Genomic DNA, 19,448 nt, shown 5'->3' on the forward strand with positions numbered 1-19,448 from the left:
GTCAAACAGGAGCCGGTGCAGATGAAAGACAGGATTCGCCTGCTTTACGAGGGCCGCAGCAAGCGCGCCACGCGATTTCGCTATGCTTTGCTGATCTTTGACGCGGTCACGATCCTGTTCTTTCTGGCAACAGCGGCGATGCCCTTTACTCCGCTTTTGCTGGCGGTGGATGCGGTGGTGGCGGTTTTGATGCTGGCCGATCTTATCTGTCGCTTCTGGATCGCGCCCGACAAAATGCGCCACCTGCGCCAGTTTTACGTGATGGTGGATATCATCGTGCTGATCTCGCTGATTGCGGCGCCGTTCATGGGGCAGGGGCTTGCGATGCTGCGGCTCATGCGGGCGCTGCGGCTGGTGCATTCCTATCATCTCTTGCGCGATCTGCGCCGCGATTCAGAGTTTTTCCGCTATCATGAGGATGCGATTGTCGCGGCGGTGAACCTGACGGTGTTCATTTTTGCGATGACGGCCCTGGTGTTTGTTCTGCGCGGCGGCAAAGAGCCGGGGCTAGAGACCTATGTTGACGCGCTCTATTACACCGTCGCGACTCTGACGACGACCGGGTTTGGCGATATAACCATGACAAGCGGCCTTGGGCGGCTTTTGTCTGTGGGGATCATGGTGGTTGGCGTGGGTCTTTTTCTGCGGCTGGCCAAGGCGATTTTTACACCCGCCAAGGTGCGCTACAAATGTCCCGATTGCGGGCTGATGCGCCATGACCCGGACGCGATCCACTGCAAGCATTGCGGCCGCGAACTCAAGATCGAGACCGAGGGCGCCATTTAGGCGCGGTTATTGCATCCGCAATGCGCCATCGAGCCGGATCACCTCGCCGTTGAGATAGCCGCATTCGACGATAAAACGCGCAAGCGCGGCATATTCCGCCGGATCGCCAAGCCGCTTGGGACAGGTCACGTCCTGCGCAAGGCTGTCCTGTACCTCTTGCGGCAGGCCCCTGAGCATCGGCGTCATGAAAATCCCCGGCGCAATCGCCATCACCCGGATCCCGTCACGCGCCAGATCGCGTGCCATCGGCAGGCTCAGGCCAACAATCCCGCTTTTTGACGCCGCATAGGCCGTCTGGCCCTTTTGCCCGTCAAAGGCCGCGATTGAGGCGGTGTTGATGATCACGCCGCGCGCGCCATCCGGGGCGGCTGTGTTCTGGGCAATTTCGGCGGCGGCAAGGCGGGCGACGTTGAAGGTGCCGACAAGGTTGATGTCGATGGTGCGTTTGAACGCCGCCAGACTATGCGGCCCGTCGCGCCCAAGGGTCTTTTCGCCTGTGGCGATCCCGGCACAGTTCACGGCGGCGTTGATCCGGCCCATGGCGGCTTTGGCGGCGCTGATCGCGGCCGCGACCGAGGCCTCATCGGTGACATCGGTTTCGACAAATGTGGCGCCGATTTCGGCGGCCACCGCGCGGCCACGCTCGGCGTCGCGATCAAGCAGGGTGACCTTGGCCCCCATCTCGGCAAAGTGGCGCGCGGTGGCCTCGCCAAGGCCAGAGGCCCCGCCGGTGATGATCGCGGCTGTGTCCTGAATGCGCATGGCGGCTTCCCTTCAGTAAATGAACATATGTTCAGATAACGCTTGCGCGCGCCCCTGTCAAAGGCGGCGTTCGCGCAGGCGGGTGATCACCCCAAGCCCAAGCACCGTCAGCAGGATGCGATAGATGTGATGCAGCGTGACAAAGGCCGGGTTTGCATTGAGGCTAAGTGCGACAAGCGCCATTTCGGTCACCCCGCCGGGCGCAAAGCTGATCAGCAACACATCGACCGACTCTGATGTGATCTGGTGCAGGACAAACGCGAAGACCCCGCCAAGCGCCAGCATCATCGCCACCGACACAATCGACAGGCCAGCCCCGCGCAGGATCATCCCCCGGCTCAGCCCGGTAAAGCGCATGCCAAGCGCCGTGCCCAGCACCATCTGCGCCATATTCACCAGCCATTGCGGAATCTCCAACCCAAGCAGCCCGGTCAAAGACAGCACCGCCGCAAGCGCCATCGGCCCGGTCAATTGCCCGGCAGGCAGGCGCAGCATATGCCCAAGCCCAAGCCCGGCAACCCCCGCAACCGCAATCAGCGGCAGGTCGGACCATGGCACATCGGCGCGCGCCATTGTCATGCCCGCAGAACTCCCCACCGGGGCGCCAAGCCAGACCGACAGGCCGATCGGCACCGCCGTCACCACAACGATGATCCGCAGGAATTGTTGCAGCATCAGCCGGGTCATATCCGCGCCCGCCGCCTCGCCAAGAGCGATGGATTCATAAAGCCCGCCCGGCGTGCTTGCGTAAAATGCGGTGACCGGATCATAGCCGCCAAGGCGGCGAAAAATCGCATAGCCCATGCCATGCGCCAACACGACAAACACCGTCAGCGCGCCAAAACTATAGATGAAATCATGCGCCTCGGTGAACAGCGCCGGGGTCACTTGCGCCCCGATCATCAGCCCGATAATGGCAATGAACACCAGCCTGAGGCGCGGCGGGAACCCGTACCCCTCAGGCAAGCGATGTGGCAGCACCGTCGCCACAAGCGCCGACACCGCCAACGGCCCAAGCATGAAGGGCAAGGGTACGCCGATGACCTGCGCAAGCCCGCCAGAGGCGGTCGAGAGGCCGAGCAGGGCAAGGGTTGTGATCAGGTGGCGCATGGCCATAGTTCAAGCATCGCGCGCGCCCCGCTGCAAGAGGGCGCACGCACGTCAGGCAAAATCGACAAACTTGTTGAACGGCATTTCCCGAAGCCGCGTGCCGGTGGCGGCAAAGATCGCATTGCCAAGGGCCGCGGCCGCGGGGGGCACGGGTGGCTCGCCGACGCCGCGAATCTTGCCGGCGTTCTCAAGTCCGCGCACCACGATCTCGGGGCATTGATAAAGCCGCATGCCGGGAAAGCTGTCGAAATTTTCCTGTTCGGCCGCGCCACCCGCATAGGTGACCTCGCAATTCATCGCATGGCCAAGGCCAAAGATCACGCCGCCTTTGACAAGCCCCTCGAAATTGACCGGATCAAGGATGCGCCCCACATCGGCGGCGACGAAAACCCGGTCGATCCTGATCCCCGCACCGGTATCGCTGACCTCGATCACCTGCGCGCAGGGCACCCCGAACGACAGGCATAAGGCCACGCCGCGCCCTTGGCCGGGACCAAGCGTACCGCCCCAGTTCGACATCTCGCCCACCGCCTCTAGCACCTTGCGAGAGGGGAGATGATCACAGAGCCGCAGGCGTTCGGCCAAGGGATCGGCCCCCGCCGCATGGATCAGCTCATCCAGCAAACAGTCGTGGAAAAACCCGTTCGACGAGGCCCCGACTGAGCGCCACGAACTGATCGGCGCCAGCTCCGGCGCGCGATAGCCGGTGACGCGGTAATTGGGGATATCAAACGGCTGATCCCAGGCACCGGCCACGATCTGAAGGTCCGGCCCCGGTGTTGGCAGGCCCTGACGGCTCATCTGCGAGGCCATGACCGAGGGCATGGCGATGCCAAGGTCAAAGGTCTCGACCTGACCGCCAATGACCCGGCCCCGACCGCGCGCCATGGCGATCTGGCGCGGATAGTCATGGGTCATGTCCTCTTCGCGTGAATAGGTCAGCTTGATCGGCGTGCCGGGCATCGCCATCGCCAGCGTCGTGGCATGGCGCACCACGTCATCTTCAAGGCGGTGGCCAAAGCTTCCGCCGATCATCAGGGCGTGGATATGCACGTTTTGCGCGTCAATCCCGGTCAGGTGCGCGACGTTTTTCTGAACGAATCCGGGTATTTGCGTGCCGGTCCACACGTCAACGCGACCCTCGCCGACAAGCACGGTGGCATTGACCGGCTCTAGCGGCGCATGCGCGAGGTAGGGCGCGCGGTACTCAACGCTCAGGTCGCTGCCTTGGGCTAAGGTCGCGTCAACATCGCCGACGTCGCGAAACTGGCTGTCTTGACGCTCGGGCGTGAAACTCTTGCTGAGCGCGGTCCAATGGCCCTCCATTTCGGCGGGATAGGGGGCGGGGGCCCAGTCGACCTCCACCGCCAAAGCCGCCTGAAAGGCGCGCCATGTGTTGTCGGCAATCACGCCGATGCCGCCGGTGACGGTCACAACCTTGACCACACCGCGCATCTTTTCGGCCTCGCTGGCGTCAAAACCGCGCATCTCACCGCCCTGCGCCGGGTTGAGGCGGATCGCGGCGTGCAACATGCCGGGATGGGTCTGGTCGATGCCATAATCCTGCGTGCCTGTGGATTTTGCCAGGATATCAACCCGCCGCATCGGTTTGCCAAGCAAGCGCCACTGATCGGGTGCGCGCAGCGTGACCTCGGTCACCGGCTCAAGCGTGGCGGCGGTGCTGGCGAGGGCCTGATAGGGCACGCGGGTGCCATCGGGCAGGATCACCGCGCCGCTCTCGGTGATCAGGGCGGCCAGGTCAAGTCCGTGGATCTGCGCCGCCGCCGCCTTGAGCGTTTCGCGCGCCACCGCCCCGGCCATGCGCAGTTTGTCATAGCCATCCGGCACCGTGGTTGAGCCGCCGGTTATTTGCAGGCTGATAAACTTGATCGGCGCATCCATCACTGCGCGCGTGGTTTCGGCAAGCACGCTATCGTCGGTTGATCGGAACGGCACCGCATCCCCCGACAAGGCGGTGTTGTAATAGGCCGGGCTTGGCGGGCCGGGGTCGGTCTTGATCTGGTCAAGCTCGACATCCAGTTCCTCGGCGATCAAGGCCGCCTGCACCGAGGTCGCGCCTTGCCCCTTGTCGGCGCGCGGCGTGATCAGGGTGATGTCCTGCCCGGTGATCAGAACATAGTGCGTGAGCGCCGCCGCGCCTTCGGGCAGGTCATCGAGCAGCGGGTTGGCATGCGGTGTCCTGTATTTATAGACGCCAAAGGCGACGCCCCCGACCATGGCCGCAGAGCCGATCAGAAACGTGCGACGGGCAATGGTTTTGAACCCTCCCATGACCTATCCCTCGCTCAGCTTGGCGGCGGCGGTCTTTACCGCCTCGCGGATGCGCGGATAGGTGCCACAGCGGCACAGGTTGCCCGACATGCCATCGTCGATATCGGCGTCGCTCGGGACTGGGGTTTCGGCCAAAAGGCTTGCGGCCTGCATCATCTGGCCCGACTGGCAATAGCCGCATTGCGCGACCTGATGCTCGATCCAGGCGGCCTGAACCGGGTGCGGGGCCTCGGGCGTGCCAAGCCCCTCGATCGTGGTGACCGCGCCCCAAACGTCGCCTGCGGGCACCTGGCAAGAGCGCACGGCAACCCCGTCGATATGCACCGTACAGGCCCCGCATTGCGCGATGCCACAGCCGTACTTCGGACCTTTTAGTCCCAGTTCATCCCGCAACACCCACAAAAGTGGCATGTCGGGTTCAAGGTCCTCGATATCATACTCGGCGCCATTGACGGTCAGTTGCATGCTCATGCCCCTTTTTGCGGTCTCGTTGCCGCGAAACATAAACTGATTAGTTTAGGTGTCCAGCGCTCCAGACGGCGCGCCGGCTGAACGCCGGGCCCGGGTGGTGTCGGGATCATACCGGCGGGGGCAATCAAGCGCCGCGGACGGGTCAGAGTTTTTTGCCCAATCCAAGCTCGCCTGTCGCCAGAACAGGGGATGCGTCGATATTCTGAGCATCCAGCATGTCGGCGACGCGTTCGAGCGACGAAACAAGCTGGGCCTGCTCCCAATCGGCAAGGCCTGCAAAGGCGCGGACATAGCGTTGCTGAAGAGCATCAGGCGCTTTTTCAAGCACGTTGTGGCCCAGGTCGGTCATCAAGACGTTGATCTGGCGCCGGTCCCGCTCGGAGGACACTCTTTTGACCAGCCCACGCGCCACCAGCTTGTCGACCAGTGTCGTAATCGTCGCCTGGCTCACGCGCATCTGATTGGCCAGGGTCTTTGGGGTGGCGCTGGTCTTGTCGTCGACGATCTGGATCACCCGAAGCTGCGCCGGTGTCACCCCCACCGCCTGTGCAAGGTCGCGCGCGTAAAGTTCGGTTGCGCGCAGGATGCGTCGCAGGGCGATCAGGCTTTCATCAGTACGGTCGTGCGGTTTGTCTGTCATGGCGCCATCTTGCACGAAGCCTTGAAATCCTTCAATCGTCTAAACATTTCTGAAAAACGCTTCGCAATTGTAAAATTTATACACAAAAGGTAATTTGCATTCCGAATTAAAAAATCCTTAAAAAGTTGCTTATAGAGGCATATTGCCGCGTTTACGGGGAAATGTAGTTTTATTCTTGAAGTAATATGGCGGCTACACTATTTCATAAACGGTAACAATCAAGAGGGGCGCGACCAAATGCCGAAAGACAGATGTACTGACTCAAAGTGCAACCCAAACCTGCGCAAGCCCGATGCAAATGACGGAGCCGCAATCTGGGAGCTGATTCGTGCCTGCAAGCCACTTGATGAAAACTCGATGTATGCCAACCTGATCCAGGCCGATCATTTCAGCGACACCTGCGTGGTGGCGGAAATGGACGGAGAGATCATTGGCTGGATATCGGGTCATATGATTCCGGGTGAGGATGCTTTTTTTGTCTGGCAGGTCGCCGTCAGCCCCGACGCCCGCGGCATCGGTCTTGGCAAGATCATGCTTCTGGATCTCATTGATCGTGATGAAATCAGGGATGCCACGACACTCAAGACCACCATCACCAAGGATAATGCCGCCTCCTGGGGGCTGTTCCGTAGTTTTGCCGACGATATTGGCGGTGAATTGACGGATACGCCTCACTTCAAGAAGGACGCGCATTTTGACGGCGCTCATGACACCGAGCATTTGGTGAGCATCACCCTGCCACGCAGGATGAAGCTGCGCAGCGTCGCCTAAAACACCCCCTCTCACGACGACCCCTCACAAAAGGGAAAGGACACCCAATGGCCAATGACATGGCACGAAATACTTCTATCTATAGCCGCCGCGAGAGCGAGGCCCGCTCTTATTGCCGCAACATGAAGGCAATCTTTACCGAGGCGCGCGGATCAGAGCTTTTTGACGCTGACGGCAACCGCTATATCGACTTTCTGGCGGGCTGTTCATCGCTGAACTACGGGCATAACGATCCCGACATGAAGGCCGCCCTGATTGATCATATCTCGGGCGACGGCATTGCCCATGGCCTTGATTTTCACACGGATGCGAAAAGCGCCTTTCTCAGGGCCTTTGAAGAGATCATCCTTGCCCCGCGCGGGATGGATTACAAGGTGATGATGACCGGCCCGACAGGGACCAATGCCGTCGAGGCTGCGATCAAGCTGGCCCGCAAGGTGACTGGCCGCCGCAATGTGATCGCCTTCACAAACGGGTTTCACGGCATGACCATGGGCGCTCTGGCGCTGACGGGCAATGCGTCCAAACGCGGTGGCGCGGGCACCGGGTCGCTCAGTGATGTGACCCATATGCCGTTTGAGGGCTCGCTTGGCGAAGATGTCGATACGCTGGGATTGATCGATGCGATGCTGTCGAACCCGTCGTCGGGCATCGACGCGCCTGCGGCTTTTGTTTTTGAACCGATCCAGGGCGAGGGCGGCCTGAACGCGGCCTCTGACGCATGGATGCAGGGCATCGAGAAAATCGCCCGAAAGCATGGTGCCTTGCTGATCGTCGACGACATTCAGTCCGGCTGTGGGCGTGCGGGCACGTACTTTTCCTTCGAGAACGCGAAGATCGAACCGGATATGATCACTCAGGCGAAATCGTTGTCCGGCTTCGGTCTGCCGTTTGCGGCGTTGCTGATAAAACCCGAGCACGACATCTGGAAGCCGGCCGAACACAACGGCACGTTCCGCGGCAATACTCATGCCTTTGTCACGGCCCGTGTTGCGATGGAGAAATTCTGGTCCGATGACGCATTTGAAAAGGCGATCGCGGGCAAATCGGTTGTGTTGACCACCGCGTTGGGCGACATCGCCGCGCTTGTCGAGGGTGCCAGCCTGAAGGGCCGGGGCCTGATGCAGGGCGTTGATGTCGGCTCGGGCGATCTGGCGGCCGCGATCTGTGCACGGGCCTATGACCTTGGTCTTGTGATCGAGACCTCCGGGGCGCACGATGAAGTCATCAAGTATCTCGCACCGCTCACCACCTCGCCACAGATCATGCGCGAAGGGTTTAATATCCTTGCGCAAGCGACCAGCGACGTGACAACTGACATGAAAATAGCTGCGGAGTGATAGCAGGATGATTGTACGTGATTTCAACAAATTGCAGGGCACAGACCGCCATATTGCCGACGCAAAATGGACGTCGACCCGGATGTTGCTGGCAGATGACGGGATGGGCTTTTCGTTCCACATCACCGTTCTCGAAGCGGGCTCGGAGCATACGTTCCACTACAAGCACCACTTTGAAAGCGTCTACTGCATGAAGGGCAAGGGATCGATCACCGACATTGCCACCGGCGAGACCCATGAGATCAAGCCCGGTGTGATGTACGCCTTGAACCTGCATGACAAACACATCCTGCGCGCCGAAGAAGAGCTGCATATGGCGTGCTGCTTCAATCCGCCGGTGACGGGTACGGAAGTGCATCGAGAAGACGGATCTTATGCGCCAGCAGAGGAGCTTGCCGATTAATTCGGCGAGACAGAATATGAAACATACTGTCGAGAAAATCGGCGGGACATCCATGTCTCGCGTGAATGAGCTTAAGGATACCCTGTTTATCGGGTCCCGTGAGGGGGACGACCTGTATGGTCGCGTGTTCGTGGTCTCTGCCTTTGGCGGGATCACGAACCTGCTCCTCGAGCATAAAAAAACCGGCGAGCCCGGCGTTTATGCCTTGTTTGCCAATGCCGATACCGATCACGGCTGGCATGAGGCGCTGACCCGGGTCGAGGACGCGATGAACACGCTCCAGCGCGAGGTGCTGACTCATCGCGCCGATATCGAGCAGGCCGACGCCTTTGTTGCCGAACGTATCCTCGGAGCGCGCAACTGTCTGATTGATTTGCAGCGCCTGTGCACCTACGGGCATTTTCGCCTGTCCGAACATATGCTGCAGATCCGAGAGCTTTTGTCCGGGCTGGGCGAGGCCCATTCGGCCTTTGTGACGACGCTTTTGCTGCAACGCGCAGGTGCAAACGCGCGGTTTGTCGATCTGTCGGGCTGGCGAGATGAGGGCGATGTCACCCTGGAAGAGCGTATTTCCAAGGCGATGGACAAAATCGACCCGCAGAGCGAAATGCCCATCGTCACCGGCTATGCGCAATGCGCCAAAGGTCTGATGCGCGAATTTGACCGCGGGTATTCCGAGGTGACCTTTTCCAGACTCGCCGCGCTGACAGGCGCGCGCGAGGCGATCATTCACAAGGAATTTCACCTCTCGTCCTGTGATCCCAAGATCGTGGGCGAGGATGCTGTGTGCAAGCTTGGGCGCACCAATTACGACGTTGCTGATCAGCTCTCGAATATGGGAATGGAGGCGATCCACCCGCAAGCCGCCAAAACGCTGCGTCAGGCTGACGTGCCGCTTCGGGTGACCAACGCCTTTGAGCCAGAGGATTCCGGCACCTTGATCGACGATCAGCCGGCCGATGTGCCCGCTGTCGAGATCGTCACCGGCCTTGATATCGTATCACTGGAAGTTTTTGAGCAGGACATGGTTGGTGTGAAGGGATATGATGCGACCATCCTTGACATCCTGACGCGCCATGGCGTGCGGATTGTCTCTAAGGTATCGAACGCCAACACGATCACGCATTATCTCGACACCTCGCTCAAAACGATGCGCCGGGTCGAGAAGGATATCGCGCAGGCCTTTCCTGCCGCCGAGATTTCCACCCGGACCCTGTCGATGGCCTCTGTCATCGGGCGCGATCTGAGTGGCCTATCGGTCCTGACACGCGGATTGCTCGCGATTGCCGATGCCGGGCTCTCTGCCATCGGGGCAAGCCAGGGGCCGCGCAATGTCGACGTGCAGTTCATCCTCGACCGTGATGCGTTGCAACCGGCGATCCGGGCCATGCATAGCGCGTTTATCGAGACCGGCGAACCCCGTCTGATACGCGCCGCATAACACCGGGGTGGCCGGGCAGTTTCCTTGCGCGGCCACCGGAGACATCGGCCCCTGTGACGCGGCGGCGATAAGGCCAGAGCCTAGGCCGCGACCGCGCGCAGGCCAAGAATCCGACGCGCCTCTTGCCATGTGGCAACGGGGCGCTCGTGCTTTTCGCATACCCCGACGGTGCGCCTGACCAGCGCTGCGTTGGACGGCGCCAGGGTGCCACGGTCAAGGCGGATATTATCCTCAAGACCGGTGCGCGCATGCCCGCCCGCCGCAATCGCCCATTCGTTGACCACGATCTGCTTCGGCCCCACGCCTGCCGCGCACCAAGGGACGTCGCCAAACAGGCGCTTGACGGTTTGTACATAAAAATCAAAGACATGTTTGTCGGCGGGCATGGCGTTTTTCACGCCCATCACGAATTGCACGTAAGGCACATCTTTGATCTGGCCGCGCTTGTGCATCAGGGCGGCATGAAAAATATGCGACAGATCAAACGCCTCAATCTCGGGCTTGACGTCATACTTGATCATCTCGCTGGCGAGCCAGTTCACCAGGTCCGGCGGGTTCTCGTAAACCCGGGTCGGAAAGTTGTTTGACCCCACCGAAAGCGACGCCATGTCGGGCCGAAGCGGCAGCATCCCGCCGCGCTCATGGCCTGCGCCAGAGCGTCCGCCGGTCGAAAGTTGTATGATCATGCCGGGGCAATGTTTCTCGATCCCCTCCTTCAGGCGGGCAAACCGTTCGGCGTCCGAGGTGGGCTTGCCGGCGTCGTCGCGCACATGGCAATGGGCGATGCTGGCCCCGGCCTCAAACGCGGCATGGGTGCTTTCGATCTGTTCGCTGATCGTCACCGGAACCGCCGGATTGTCGGCCTGCGTCGGCACCGATCCGGTGATCGCGACGCAGATGATGCAGGGGGAGGTGCTGGGGGCTTCAGACATTTTGTATTACCGATTCATTGGCGCCTTCAAGGCAGATACCGACAGGATAACGTGATCCGTCAGGTCTGGCGATCAGAGTTTTTCCGCGCTTTTCGCGGTCGTCATATGTCTGCGCAGGGCCGGGTCAGGGGCGCCAAAAGCGGCGTTGCGGCTCTAGCCCAAGGGCCTCGGGCCAGCCAAAGAGAAACTCGATCCCGCCAATCACAACCGCAAGCCCGATGACCACCAACAGCATGCGCCGTTGCGCGGGCCCCGGCGGGTTGCGCGCCCAACGGGCTATGCGCAACAGCCACATGATATTCATCCGTCGGTAAAACGCACCTTGCCGATATAGGGCAGGTTGCGGTTTCTCTGGGCAAAATCGATACCATAGCCGACAACGAATTCGTCCGGAATTTCAAACCCGGTCCAATCGGCGCGAATATCGGCTTCACGCCGCGAGGGTTTATCCAAAAGCGCAATGGTGCGCAATTTGTGCGGCCGGCGGCTATTGAGCAGGCCAAGCACATGAAAGAGCGTATGTCCCGTGTCAACGATATCCTCGACCACCAGCACATCGCGCCCTTCAATGTCGCCCCGCAAGTCCTTGAGAATGCGAACTTCCCTACTGCTTTCGGTGGAATTTCCGTAAGACGAGGTTTCAACGAAATCCACCTCGACCGGCAGGTCAAGTTCGCGCACCAGATCGGCGATGAACACGAACGAGCCGCGTAAAAGACCCACTACAGTCAGCTTTTCGGTGCCTGCAAATTCGGCCTCGATCTCGTGTGACAGCGCCTCGATGCGGGCGGCGATGCTTTTGGCTGAGATCAGTTTGTCGATCACATAAGGACGATCCGGCATAACACCCCCTTGAAGTTTCCGCCCCAGTCTATGACAAAGCGCGCCACTGTCACGCGAAAACCACTGCAAATCCGGGGCCCTCATGCCATCACATTCCGAGACACGCACCCTGCGCTATTCAGCGGATCAGATGTATGGGCTGGTGGCCGATGTGGCCAGCTATCCCAAGTTTCTGCCCTGGACGGCCGCCGCGCGCGTGCGCAGCGTGACGCCCTGGGACGATGGATCAGAGGTGATGGAGGCCGATCTTGTGATCAGCTTCAAGGTATTCCGCGAGCGCTTCACAAGCCGTGTCGTCCTATGGCCCGAGAAAAGCCGGATCGAGACCGAATATCTTGACGGGCCGTTCAAATATCTCAAATCAAACTGGCAATTCCGCGATGTGACCGGCGGCTGCGAGGTGGCCTTTGATGTGGATTTCGCGTTCAAGAACAGGTTGCTGCAGTCCGCAGCTGATCTGTTTTTCTATGAGGCGATGAAGCGGATCGTGCGCGCCTTTGAAGAGCGCGCGGATGCTCTGTACGGCTAGCTCGATGTGAAAACGGGCCCCCGAAAGGGCCCGCCTTGAGGTCGCCCCGGAGGTTGGCCTAGCTGCTCATGTCATAGGCGCGTTCGCCGTGAACGCTTAGGTCAAGACCGTTGGTTTCGGTTTCAAGATCAACCCGAAGCGGCGTCACAAGCGAGACCAGCTTGATCAGAACCACGGTGACCACCGTCGTAAAGATGCCCACGATAGCGAGCGAGCCAAGCTGCGCCGCCCAGGTGCCCGCGCCAAAGGCCGCGATCATGATGGTGCCAAAGATGCCGCCCACGCCATGCACCGCAAACACATCCAGCGTGTCGTCGATCTTGAGCTTTTCGCGGATCAGGTTGACCGCCTCCTGACACAGCACCCCGGCAATCGCGCCGATGATAAGCGCCTCGACCGGGGTCACAAAGCCGCTTGCGGGCGTGATCGAGGCAAGGCCTGCAATGGTGCCGGTCACGATACCCACAAGCGAGGCGCGCCCGAACTTGATCTTTTCCCAGAGCGCCCAGCTCAGCGAAGCGGTCGCCGCCGAAATATGCGTCACGGTCAAGGCCATCGCCGCCCCGCCATCCGCCGCAAGCTGTGAGCCGCCGTTAAAGCCAAACCAGCCAACCCAGAGCATCGCCGCCCCGATCATCACGAAACCGGGGTTATGCGGCGGCGTGGTCCGGTTCTTGCGCGCCCCTAGCATCACCGCGATGATCAGCGCCGCGAGGCCCGCGGTTTCATGCACCACGATGCCGCCGGCGAAATCCTTGACGCCGGTCTCGCCGAAAATGCCGCCATCGGCCAGAAACCCGCCGCCCCAGATCCAATGGGTCACCGGCGCATAGCACAGCAACATCCAAAGCCCCGAGAACAACAGGACAAAGCCAAAGCCGATCCGCTCGACATAGGCGCCGACAATCAGGGCCGGGGTGATGATCGCGAATGTCATCTGAAAGGCGAAGAATAAAACCTCGGGCAGGGTGCCCGAGAGGCTATCGGCGGTGACCCCGTTCAGGAACATCTTGCCGAGGCCACCCCAGACCGCGTTGCCATCGCCAAAGGCAATGGAATACCCCGCAACAAGCCAGAGCACGCTCATCAGACAGGCGATCGCATAGCACTGCATGAAGACACTCAGCACGTTTCGCGCCCGTACCAGCCCGCCGTAAAACAGCGCAAGCCCCGGCAATGTCATAAACAGCACAAGCGCCGTTGCCACGATGATCCAGGCGGTATCCGCTCCGTTCATGTTTAATCCCTTTCCTGCATATGTCAGTTTGCGAGCGTTCAACCGAATGCAGGGCGATATAAAAAGAGGCAATTGTTCTTGAGGGCGCACAAAGAGCAGGCAATGTGCGCAACGCCTATTTATTAGGCTGGTATTTTTAGAGTTGCCCTATTTATGGGCCGAGTCAGGTCAGGGCTTTGGCCAACAAGTTTAGCGCATGCGTGGTGGTTGCCCGGCGCACGCCGTCGCGCCCCAATGGCCCAAAGTCGATGGTTTCGACCTGGGTTTCGGCGGCTTCGGCGCCTTTTTTAGCAAGGCCGAAGCATACCCGCCCCTCTGGCTTGTGCTCAGAGCCTCCGGGGCCTGCGATGCCGGTGACCGCCACGGCGATATCGGCCAGGGAGTTGGCAAGCGCGCCCGCTGCCATCTCTGCGGCGACCTCCTGCGAGACCGCGCCATGTGCCGCCAGCGTGGCCGGGCGCACGCCAAGCATGTCCTGCTTGGCGGCGTTGGAATAGGTCACGAAACCCCGGTCAAACACGTCGGATGAACCCGCGACATCCGTGAGGCGCACGGCAATCATCCCGCCGGTACAGCTTTCGGCGGTGGCGATGCGCAGGCCCTTGTCACGCGCCCGCGCAAGAATCTCGGAAACCGTCATGCGCCCAAGAGGCCGTGCGAGATCGCGGCCCCCGCCATGACGCAGAGCGCGGCGGCGATACCGGCGAATATATCGTCTAGCATCACGCCAAGCGGATCATTGCGCCGGTCCGCCCAGCCGATCGGGCCCGGCTTGAGGATATCGAACAGGCGAAACGCCACGAACGCCGTAACCCAACCCGGCCAAAGCGCCAGCATGTCCACACCTGCATGGGTGGCGCCAATCGAGACCGGCAAAAGCGCAAGCCATTGTCCGGCGACCTCGTCAATCACGATCTCGGAGGGGTCGTGATCATCTTTTCCCTTTGTTTCCTGTGATGTGGCCCACACTCCTAATGTGAACGAGAGGGCGACACCGAGCGCCAAGAGGATCGGGCCGCCGAGCACATGAAGCACCCAAGCCGCCGGCAGGGCGGCGAGCGACCCCCATGTTCCGGGCGCCGGGCGCAGGTGGCCGACGCAGAAAAATGTTGCAATCAAATGACTTACGCGCATGTCTTCACCAATGTTACAGCGGCTTGTGCCGCGATGCCTTCTTCGCGTCCGGTAAACCCGAGCCGCTCTGACGTGGTTGCCTTGACCGAAATCCGGTCAACCGTGACGCCGGTGATCTCGGCCAAGGCGGCTCGCATGGCGGTGGAATGGGGCGTGATCTTGGGGCGCTCACAGATAAGAGTGACGTCTATATTGTTGATTTTAAATCCATGTTCCGCCGCGAGATTCACCGCGTGGCGCAGGAAGATATGGCTTTCGGCGCCTTTCCATTGCGGATCACTTGGGGGGAAATGACGCCCGATATCGCCCATGGCCAGCCCGCCGTAGATCGCATCGGTGAGCGCGTGCATGCCAACATCGGCGTCGGAGTGCCCCTGAAGGCCGCGCTCATGCGGCACGGCGACACCACAGAGCATGACATGATCGCCCGCGCCAAAGCGGTGCACGTCAAAGCCTGAGCCGATGCGAATATCCATTTGATCCCTCAGTATTTTCTCGGCCCGTGTAAAATCGGGCGGATGGGTGATTTTCAGGTTGCTCTCATCGCCCTCAACGATGCTTACCGCAAGCCCTGCGACGCGCGCGACCTCGACATCATCGGCGCCACCACCCGGATGGGCGCGATGCGCGTCAAGGATGGCCGCAAAATCAAAGGCTTGCGGGGTCTGGGCGCGGTAAAGGCCGCTGCGATCCTGAGTGCCTGCGACCTGTCCGTCAGCGCCGATCCAAAGGGCATCGGTCACCGCAAGGGCCGGGGCCACGCCGGGGGTGTCGCCGGTTTGAACCCGCGCAGCAATCTGGGCGATGTGCGCCGGGGTGATACAGCATCGGGCGACGTCGTGGATCAGGACATGGGTAACATCGCCGCCATTCGCGGCCAGATACTCAAGCCCGTTGCGCACCGACCCGGCGCGGGTGTCACCGCCGGTCGTGACCTCGAAATCCGGTGAGTCGGGCAAAAGCCCGAGGTCATCAGTGTGCAGCACCACGAGAATACGGTCGATCAACGGCGTGGCGCGAAAGGCGTCCAGCGTCCAGTCGATCACCCGGCGCCCGCCAAGCGGCTGCCATTGCTTGGGGCCTGGCGTGCCTGCGCGCTGGCCTCGGCCCGCGGCGACGATAAGGGCGGCGATTGTCATGCCTTTGATTTATGCCGCGCCGCGGACAAGCGCAATGGCCGTGCGGTTGCTTAAAAAATAGGCGATAGCACTTTCAATGACGGTAATTTAGGCCTGTGATCATTGTTTCAGCCAGGTTTCACAGCTAGAACAGCCTTGCTGCACAAGGATTAGGCATGTGACCCTGCAAGTGACCGATCACCCGATGACGATCCCGGTTTTGCTCGCCCCTCTGGCGGGAATCACCGACTTGCCGTTTCGCAACGTGGTTTCGGGCTTTGGGGCGGGGCTTGTGGTCAGTGAAATGATCGCTAGTCAGGAAATGGTTCAGGCGCGCCCCTGTGCGCGCGGCAAGGCCGAGCTTGGCTTTGGCATTGAAAACACTGCCGTTCAACTGGCCGGGCGCGAGGCGCACTGGATGGCCGAGGCCGCCCGCATGGTCGAGGCCAATGGCGCGCGGATCATTGATATCAACATGGGCTGCCCTGCGAAAAAGGTCACGAGTGCTGCGGGCAATGGCGCCAGCGGATCGGCCCTCATGAAGGACCTCGATCACGCGCTGAGCCTGATCGAGGCCGTGGTTGACACGGTCAAGGTGCCGGTCACGCTCAAGACGCGGCTTGGCTGGGATGACGCCCTGCTCAACGCGCCGGAGCTCGCCAGACGCGCCGAGGCCGCGGGCATCGCGATGATCACCATTCACGGGCGCACCCGCTGTCAGTTTTACAAAGGCAACGCCGATTGGGCGGCGATTGCAGATGTCAAACAGGCGGTTGGCATCCCGGTGATTGCCAATGGCGATATCACTGGCGTTGCCCAAGCGCGCGAGGCGCTGCACCTGTCGGGAGCGGATGGGGTGATGATCGGGCGCGGGGCGCAAGGGCGCCCGTGGATTTTGGCCCAGGTCGCGGCGGCGCTTTACGGCGCGCCTGCGCCAAAGGTGCCACAAGGCGCGGCCCTGGCCGAGCTTGTTGGCGAGCATTACGAGGCAATGATCCGATTTTACGGCGCGGTCCTTGGGCTGCGCAACGCGCGCAAGCATCTTGGCTGGTATATGGACGCGGTCGGCACCGAGGCGGCGTTGCGCCGCCGCATTCTGACCAGCAAGCAGATCGACGAGGTGCTTGCCCTGATCCCGGCGGCCATGGCGGATGCGAATCCGGGGCAGGTGGCGGCATGATCGACCAGGATGCCATCTGGGCCTCGCTTCCGGTGCCGGCCATTGTGTTGGATGACAGCGACATGATCGTGCGGATCAACCCGGCCGCCGAAGGGTTTTTGATGACCTCCTCCAAGGCGCTGATCGGTCAGCCGGTCTGGGACAAGCTGGCGGTGAATGCGCCGCTGGAAGAGGCGTTCGAGAGGGCGCGTGCCAATAATGCGCCGCTGTTCGTCAACGACGTCGATGTCGGCAATGGCGAGCGCGCGCCGATGCAGTGCAATTTGCAGGTTTCGCCGCTGGCCGGGCAGGCGGGGCATATGCTCATGCTGATCAGCCCGCGCGAACTTGCCGGTCGGATGACCCAGAACAGCAGCGTCAAGGCGGCGGCCAAATCGGCGATCGGCATGGCCGAGATGCTGGCGCATGAGATCAAGAACCCGCTGGCCGGGATCACCGGCGCGGCCCAGCTTTTGTCGATGACGCTCAGCCCCGAGGATCTTGAACTGACCGATCTGATCGTCAGCGAGAGCCGCCGTATCGTCGCGCTGCTGGAGCGGGTTGAACAGTTCGGCAATATCGTCGCGCCCGATCTCAAGCCGGTGAACCTGCATGATGTGCTGGATCGCGCGCGTCGTTCGGCGATGCTTGGCTTTGCGGCGCATATGGCGCTCGTCGAGGATTACGATCCCTCGCTGCCGCTGGCGCTCGGCGATGCGGATCAGCTTTTGCAGGTGGTGCTGAACCTGTTGAAAAATGCCAGTGAGGCGGCCGGGGGCAAGCCTGGCACGATCCGTCTCAGAACCTATTACGAGCAATCCCTGCGGGTGCGCGGGGGCGATGGCGCGGAAAAGGCGCTTCCGCTGCAAATCGAGATTACCGACGACGGGCCGGGACTTCCGCCCGAGATTGCCGATGATGTGTTCGACCCCTTCGTATCGGGGCGCGAAAACGGCACCGGCCTCGGGCTCGCGCTCGCGGCCAAGATCATTTCGGACCACGACGGCTGGATTTCGGTCACCTCGGTGCCCGGACGCACCGTGTTCCGGATTTCTCTGCAACGCGCAGTAACCAACGGATAAGGGAGCATACGCCATGGATGGCACGGTACTTGTTGCTGATGATGACCGCACGATCAGGACGGTTCTGACGCAGGCCCTGACGCGGGCGGGGTGCAAGGTCCATGCCACCTCAAGCCTGACCACGCTGATGCGGTGGGTCGGCGAGGGCAAGGGCGACGTGGTGATCAGCGACGTGATGATGCCCGACGGCAATGGTCTAGAGATGCTGCCCAAGATTGCCGCCGACCGCCCCGGTTTGCCGGTGATTGTCATCTCGGCGCAAAACACCATCATGACGGCGATCAAGGCGGCCGAGGCCGAAGCCTATGATTACCTGCCCAAGCCGTTTGATCTGCCTGACCTGATGAAGCGCACGGCGCGCGCGCTTGAAAGCCGGGTGCGTACGGCGCCGCGCATCAACACCGAGGCCGAGCGCCCGGATGAACTTCCGCTGATCGGGCGCACTCCGGCGATGCAGGCGCTTTACCGGGTCGTTGCGCGGATCATGAACACCGACCTGCCGGTGATGATCTGTGGCGAATCGGGCACGGGGAAATCGCTGATTGCCAAGGCGATTCATGATTTCTCGGATCGCCGCACCCTGCCGTTCGTGACCGTAACGCCGAGCGATCTGCGCGATATGGATGGTCCCGCCAAGGTGATGGCGCGGGCCAAGGGCGGCACCATCGTTCTGGACGAGATCACCGATCTTCCCCCCGAGTCCCAGGGGCGCATTGTGCGGATGATGGATGCGCCCGGCGATCACGTGCCGCGGTTCATGGCCACAAGTCAGGCCCAGCCCGGCGGCGCGCTTGAGGCGGGCACCCTGCGCGAAGACCTCTATTACCGCCTGAGTGGCGCGGTGATTGACGTGCCGGCCCTGCGCGAGCGGGTCGAGGACATTCCGCTTTTGGCCGAGCATTTCCTGGCCCGCGACGAGCGTGACGGTCAGCCGCCGCGCCATCTTTCGCCAGAGGCCGCAGAGCTTATCCGTGCCTATAGCTGGCCGGGCAACGTGCGCCAGCTTGAGAATGCGGTGCGCCGCATCGGGTTGACGGCGATGGCCGAGGAAATCAACCGCTCCGAGGTTGAGGCGGTGCTTGGCAATCAGCCCCGCGCCGAGCCGGTGATGGGCCAGCAGCGCGGCGAGAGTCTCTCGGCCTCGGTGGCGGGGCATTTGCAACGCTATTTTGATCTGCATGGCACGGCACTTCCGCCGCCGGGGCTCTATGCGCGCATTCTGCGCGAGATCGAGATGCCGCTCTTGGAAATCGCCCTTGATGCCACCGGCGGAAATCAGGCGAAATGCGCTGACCTTCTGGGCATCAACCGCAATACTTTGCGCAAGAAGATAACTGATCTGGATATTAACGTGACACGCCGCCGCAAGTTGATGTAAAACTGCAACAGGACTGTGAC

Annotated in this window: 21 protein-coding genes; 9 read left to right on the forward strand and 12 right to left on the reverse strand. The window is 61.3% G+C overall.

The features are described from left to right. Positions 1-21: 21 nt before the first annotated feature. Positions 22-786 carry an ion channel gene (locus BUB78_RS00680; protein ID WP_073194005.1) on the forward strand — a complete coding sequence of 255 codons (765 nt, stop codon included), beginning with the start codon at positions 22-24 and terminating at the stop codon, positions 784-786. 6 nt (positions 787-792) lie between these two features. Here the strand turns inward: BUB78_RS00680 and BUB78_RS00685 are convergent, their stop codons facing one another. From BUB78_RS00685 to BUB78_RS00705, 5 genes are all read right to left on the reverse strand, one after another. Beyond that, entirely contained in the window at positions 793-1,548 is a 756-nt protein-coding gene (locus tag BUB78_RS00685; protein ID WP_073194006.1) for an SDR family NAD(P)-dependent oxidoreductase, read from the reverse strand. 57 nt (positions 1,549-1,605) lie between these two features. Next, on the reverse strand, positions 1,606-2,658 hold the full coding sequence (locus BUB78_RS00690) for an AbrB family transcriptional regulator (protein ID WP_073194564.1): 1,053 nt from the start codon (positions 2,656-2,658) through the stop codon (positions 1,606-1,608). A gap of 51 nt (positions 2,659-2,709) precedes the next feature. Then, positions 2,710-4,950 carry a xanthine dehydrogenase family protein molybdopterin-binding subunit gene (locus tag BUB78_RS00695; RefSeq protein ID WP_073194007.1) on the reverse strand — a complete coding sequence of 747 codons (2,241 nt, stop codon included), beginning with the start codon at positions 4,948-4,950 and terminating at the stop codon, positions 2,710-2,712. 3 nt (positions 4,951-4,953) lie between these two features. Further along, positions 4,954-5,415 (reverse strand): (2Fe-2S)-binding protein, encoded by a 462-nt coding sequence (locus BUB78_RS00700; protein ID WP_073194567.1) that lies wholly within the window; start codon positions 5,413-5,415, stop codon positions 4,954-4,956. A gap of 148 nt (positions 5,416-5,563) precedes the next feature. Next, positions 5,564-6,061 (reverse strand): MarR family winged helix-turn-helix transcriptional regulator, encoded by a 498-nt coding sequence (locus tag BUB78_RS00705; RefSeq protein WP_073194008.1) that lies wholly within the window; start codon positions 6,059-6,061, stop codon positions 5,564-5,566. A 237-nt stretch (positions 6,062-6,298) separates the two neighbouring features. Here BUB78_RS00705 and ectA point away from each other — a divergent pair, with 237 nt between their 5' ends. The 4 genes from ectA to BUB78_RS00725 are packed head-to-tail and all read left to right on the forward strand — an operon-like array spanning position 6,299 to position 10,016. Further along, complete coding sequence (ectA, locus tag BUB78_RS00710; RefSeq protein WP_073194009.1) at positions 6,299-6,832, forward strand: diaminobutyrate acetyltransferase; 534 nt, start codon at positions 6,299-6,301, stop codon at positions 6,830-6,832. 47 nt (positions 6,833-6,879) lie between these two features. Beyond that, positions 6,880-8,172: a diaminobutyrate--2-oxoglutarate transaminase gene (gene ectB, locus BUB78_RS00715; RefSeq protein WP_170864995.1), complete on the forward strand. Its 1,293-nt coding sequence runs from the start codon at positions 6,880-6,882 to the stop codon at positions 8,170-8,172. A 7-nt stretch (positions 8,173-8,179) separates the two neighbouring features. Next, positions 8,180-8,575, forward strand: a complete 396-nt coding sequence (locus tag BUB78_RS00720; protein ID WP_073194010.1) for an ectoine synthase — start codon at positions 8,180-8,182, stop codon at positions 8,573-8,575. Between the two features lie 16 nt (positions 8,576-8,591). Then, positions 8,592-10,016 (forward strand): aspartate kinase, encoded by a 1,425-nt coding sequence (locus BUB78_RS00725; protein WP_073194011.1) that lies wholly within the window; start codon positions 8,592-8,594, stop codon positions 10,014-10,016. A gap of 80 nt (positions 10,017-10,096) precedes the next feature. Here the strand turns inward: BUB78_RS00725 and BUB78_RS00730 are convergent, their stop codons facing one another. The 3 genes from BUB78_RS00730 to hpt form a co-directional block, all read right to left on the reverse strand. After that, entirely contained in the window at positions 10,097-10,948 is an 852-nt protein-coding gene (locus BUB78_RS00730) for a 3-oxoadipate:acetyl-CoA acetyltransferase (protein ID WP_073194012.1), read from the reverse strand. Positions 10,949-11,072: 124 nt separating this feature from the next. Continuing rightward, entirely contained in the window at positions 11,073-11,252 is a 180-nt protein-coding gene (locus tag BUB78_RS00735; RefSeq protein ID WP_073194013.1) for a hypothetical protein, read from the reverse strand. Further along, positions 11,249-11,791: a hypoxanthine phosphoribosyltransferase gene (hpt, locus tag BUB78_RS00740; protein WP_073194014.1), complete on the reverse strand. Its 543-nt coding sequence runs from the start codon at positions 11,789-11,791 to the stop codon at positions 11,249-11,251. Before hpt ends, BUB78_RS00735 begins: the two co-directional genes overlap by 4 nt. Positions 11,792-11,873: 82 nt before the next feature. Here hpt and BUB78_RS00745 point away from each other — a divergent pair, with 82 nt between their 5' ends. Further along, complete coding sequence (locus tag BUB78_RS00745; RefSeq protein ID WP_073194015.1) at positions 11,874-12,320, forward strand: type II toxin-antitoxin system RatA family toxin; 447 nt, start codon at positions 11,874-11,876, stop codon at positions 12,318-12,320. Positions 12,321-12,378: 58 nt separating this feature from the next. On the opposite strand, the gene BUB78_RS00750 is transcribed toward BUB78_RS00745, so the two are convergent. The 4 genes from BUB78_RS00750 to BUB78_RS00765 all read right to left on the reverse strand — a co-directional run bounded on the left by BUB78_RS00750 (position 12,379) and on the right by BUB78_RS00765 (position 15,830). Then, positions 12,379-13,557, reverse strand: coding sequence for an ammonium transporter (locus tag BUB78_RS00750; RefSeq protein WP_073194016.1), 1,179 nt, complete (start codon positions 13,555-13,557; stop codon positions 12,379-12,381). Positions 13,558-13,720: 163 nt separating this feature from the next. Next, positions 13,721-14,197: a CinA family protein gene (locus BUB78_RS00755; protein WP_073194017.1), complete on the reverse strand. Its 477-nt coding sequence runs from the start codon at positions 14,195-14,197 to the stop codon at positions 13,721-13,723. Further along, positions 14,194-14,691 carry a phosphatidylglycerophosphatase A family protein gene (locus BUB78_RS00760; protein WP_073194018.1) on the reverse strand — a complete coding sequence of 166 codons (498 nt, stop codon included), beginning with the start codon at positions 14,689-14,691 and terminating at the stop codon, positions 14,194-14,196. Before BUB78_RS00760 ends, BUB78_RS00755 begins: the two co-directional genes overlap by 4 nt. After that, positions 14,682-15,830 carry a bifunctional 2-C-methyl-D-erythritol 4-phosphate cytidylyltransferase/2-C-methyl-D-erythritol 2,4-cyclodiphosphate synthase gene (locus BUB78_RS00765; RefSeq protein WP_073194019.1) on the reverse strand — a complete coding sequence of 383 codons (1,149 nt, stop codon included), beginning with the start codon at positions 15,828-15,830 and terminating at the stop codon, positions 14,682-14,684. Before BUB78_RS00765 ends, BUB78_RS00760 begins: the two co-directional genes overlap by 10 nt. A 184-nt stretch (positions 15,831-16,014) precedes the next feature. Here BUB78_RS00765 and dusB point away from each other — a divergent pair, with 184 nt between their 5' ends. From dusB to BUB78_RS00780, 3 genes are read left to right on the forward strand one after another with little or no spacing between them, the layout of a single operon-like run. Further along, positions 16,015-16,989: a tRNA dihydrouridine synthase DusB gene (gene dusB, locus BUB78_RS00770; protein ID WP_170865004.1), complete on the forward strand. Its 975-nt coding sequence runs from the start codon at positions 16,015-16,017 to the stop codon at positions 16,987-16,989. After that, complete coding sequence (locus tag BUB78_RS00775) at positions 16,986-18,050, forward strand: two-component system sensor histidine kinase NtrB (protein WP_073194020.1); 1,065 nt, start codon at positions 16,986-16,988, stop codon at positions 18,048-18,050. The genes dusB and BUB78_RS00775 overlap by 4 nt, the downstream gene beginning before the upstream one ends. Positions 18,051-18,063: 13 nt before the next feature. Next, positions 18,064-19,428, forward strand: coding sequence for a response regulator (locus tag BUB78_RS00780; RefSeq protein ID WP_073194021.1), 1,365 nt, complete (start codon positions 18,064-18,066; stop codon positions 19,426-19,428). Positions 19,429-19,448: the final 20 nt, after the last annotated feature.

It is taken from the genome of Roseovarius marisflavi, assembly GCF_900142625.1.
GTDB classification, from domain to species: domain Bacteria; phylum Pseudomonadota; class Alphaproteobacteria; order Rhodobacterales; family Rhodobacteraceae; genus Roseovarius; species Roseovarius marisflavi.